Genomic DNA, 3,097 nt, shown 5'->3' with positions numbered 1-3,097 from the left:
ATCTGTCTACTTGACAGGGGTAAGACCAGAGTCGCCTAATATGGCGGCTTTTTTCGTTTTAAGTTCAATATAAATCTCTTAACAATAGTATAACTATTAAGCAATCCATTACGTTATATTTATGAAGATTATAGATACGATAGCTCTCTAGAAATACACATCTATTAAGGTGACTAATGTAGAAACCATTACAATGGAGGGTATTATGCTCAAAACGAAAAAGAATCAACAGTTTACAAATTTGAAAGGTCAACTATTCCGATGTATCGTCGCAAGCTTTACAGCTGTGGGGCTTCTTGCTCTGGGGGGGAACGCCGTAATTCTGTCTCAAGCTCATGCAGACGCACCTGATGTTTCGGTACGCAACTGGTATTCCTATATGGGGATATCGGTACCCGAACTTAAGCCTTCCTGGACTGCACAAGTGGACAATTATTTGAATATGAACGAACCTTATATTGGTCATCAGGCAGTAGCAGAAGAGGGTAAGGTATTCACTTTCGCCGATAGCAAACTGATCTCATTGGATGCAAAGACAGGCAAACGGCTATGGTCTTACGGAAAAGGATTGACACCCTATGTTGTATATCATAATAACGTCATTTACGGTCTCACTGGGGATCATAAGCCTTATGCTTTGAACGCGAAGACAGGAAAAGCGATATGGCAATCAGGCTCATCCACCTGGATAGATACACGGTATCGTACAGAAATGTTAGTTCCAACAGGTGATACGCTTTATATTATCCAAGGCAGTACAACATTTGCATTTGATATGAAGACGGGCAAGCTAAAGTGGAGGGCTGACGAGCCGCTTGGTGAAGGGAACGGTACCGACTACCTGGAGGAATCTAATGGCGTCGTGCTTCGAACCTTTTATGTACAGGGGGCACTTACGTCCATCCAACTAAATGCATATGACAAGAAGACAGGCAGGAAGTTATGGGACGATTTCGGTCAAGGAGAAGCACTTCAAATTAAAGACGGTCTCGTGTATTCGGTTGATTATCATTCTTCCAAACTGACAGAATATCAATCAAAACCGGAACGTAAAGTGAGTGTGAATGCCTATAACCTCAAGACTGGCGTACAAAAGGGGAGCGTTGAATACAACTGGAAAATGAATGGTGATCCACCGTATGACTATGGGTATGGGAGTATATTTGCAAGCAATGGAAAGTTATACATTGAACAAGGAGATCGGGTAGCGGAATACAACTTCGACAAATATACAGCTAATGCGGATCCGCTTCGGACTTATCCGCGCCCTTTTTATAAAGAAAACGGGCAGTCGCTTGGTATCGTGCAGGAAAGGCTGATATACAAAAATGAAACAACGGGAGAACTAGCGGGCATCAAGCTGGTGAATGGACAGGAAATCAAGTGGTATGGCGACGCGCCTGTTGCTCAGATTAGCGTGTACGGCAAAGGAATGTACCGGACGCAGCGTAACGGAACAATGTTCGGGATTAATATGTTGACTGCTACACCCGTTTTTCGGGTAACAACCGGGGCAGATTTACACGAAGCGACGCTGATGACAGACGGTATGATCATAATACAGGCGGAGGGTAAACTCCTCGGTGTAAAGCTGCCCGCATCGCTGAGATAAGCAAAGGCTAAGTTGTGTTTCCATAAAAGAAAAGAACAAAGGTAGCCGGTCAGTGCGATCGGCTACCTTTGTTTATTTTTCTGCTCAAAAATTTAGCGGAATTCATATAAAAGTGGTGAAGTCGTCAAAAATATTTTTTTTCACGCGTGGCTTTTTTGTTCTCTCCGGTGTCTAATTAAATGTAAATCAAGAGGAGGTTCTTCACCATGTCAGGAGCTCATGACACGAAACCTGTTTATCCGGATGAACAGGAAAGCATCACCATCTTTGAGGACATGTATGAGCAATATCGTCAAAGAATCAGCAAATACTTCTCAGTGAAATTGAACCCGTTGGTTGCAGATGATTTGACCCAACAGGTATTTTTGAAAGCAGTCGAAAATATTCACAGCTTTAAAGGGAGCTCTAATTTATTCACCTGGATCTTTAAGATTGCTCAGAATACGGTGAAAAACGAATATCGCAGGTTATCGCGACAAAAAGAATCTCCTTATGATTTTACAGATTATGAATCTCAATCCATCTCCCTTGAATTTACGAAACATGTTGATATCCGCATTGATATTGGCTCGGCGTTAAAAAAGTTGGATGAGATTGACCAGGAAATTATTGCATTACGCTTTTTCGTTGACTGCACCTTGCCTGAAATATCCAAGATTGTTGGACGACGTGAGAGTGCGGTCAAGAACAGATTGTACCGGGCTTTGGAGAAATTAAGAAAAGAACTGAAAGAGTGGGGGGATATTGCCATCATGTCTATTCAAGACTTGATTTCCATTGTAAATAAAGGTGTAAGCCACGATACGAATGATCGTACGAAGAAAGTTCATCAAGATTTGTTCGATGAACTCAACAGTAGTGTTGAACGAGTGTCTACCAAATACAAACATCATCCATCACAAAAAGTAGTCATTGAAATTTATCCCGATTTGCCAACGTTTCATCAAGCTGTCGGAGAAACAGATGCCCCCAATTGGTTTATGGGCACATATGAAGGGCGCATTCTGAAAATTGTATCTCCGTTGAACCCTGGACCTGAGCATACGTATCAATCCATTCTGAAAAGCACTGTCCATTTGTTCGCCATGTGGCTGATCAGCGACATTAATCCTACGGCTCCGAAATGGATAAGACAGGGCATTGGTGGATATGAAGCTAATCAGATGTCCCGAGATTTCATTAAAGGTTCGACGGAAGATAGCATTCGCAACCAGACCATTCCCTCTTTTGATGAATTAAATAACGATACGTGGGATTTTGAAACGATGAAAGGCTTTCAGTTCTCTTATATGATGGTGGAATTTGTGGTTGAGCGATACGGAATAGAGGCATTAAACAAACTGATCCGTAATCCTCAAGATTTCGAAGGGATCTTTCAATGTAGTGAGACTGAATTGCATGAGCAATGGGTGAATTATATAAAAATATAACCTTATACTTTTAATTGTATGCCCGGTGTAAAGTGTACCCTTTGTAAAGGACATT

2 protein-coding genes are annotated in these 3,097 nt (G+C 41.7%); both read left to right on the top strand.

Going from position 1 to position 3,097, the window contains the following annotated elements; all coding sequences use genetic code 11:
* The first annotated feature begins 205 nt into the window (after window positions 1-205).
* The gene (locus tag AMS66_RS04135; protein WP_053779586.1) at window positions 206-1,612 is read left to right on the top strand and encodes an outer membrane protein assembly factor BamB family protein; all 1,407 of its coding nucleotides are present in this window, start codon (window positions 206-208) and stop codon (window positions 1,610-1,612) included.
* A 206-nt stretch (window positions 1,613-1,818) separates the two neighbouring features.
* Complete coding sequence (locus tag AMS66_RS04130) at window positions 1,819-3,042, top strand: RNA polymerase sigma factor (RefSeq protein WP_053779585.1); 1,224 nt, start codon at window positions 1,819-1,821, stop codon at window positions 3,040-3,042.
* Window positions 3,043-3,097: the final 55 nt, after the last annotated feature.

Origin of the sequence: Paenibacillus xylanivorans (assembly GCF_001280595.1) — a bacterium.
Classification (GTDB): domain Bacteria; phylum Bacillota; class Bacilli; order Paenibacillales; family Paenibacillaceae; genus Paenibacillus; species Paenibacillus xylanivorans.
This window is presented reverse-complemented; position numbering and strand designations above follow the sequence as displayed.

Bases quoted from the DNA above. Each gene is read 5' to 3' on its own strand.
- AMS66_RS04135 (WP_053779586.1), top strand. From the start codon at position 206: ATGCTCAAAACGAAAAAGAATCAACAGTTTACAAATTTGAAAGGTCAA.
- AMS66_RS04130 (WP_053779585.1), top strand. From the start codon at position 1,819: ATGTCAGGAGCTCATGACACGAAACCTGTTTATCCGGATGAACAGGAA.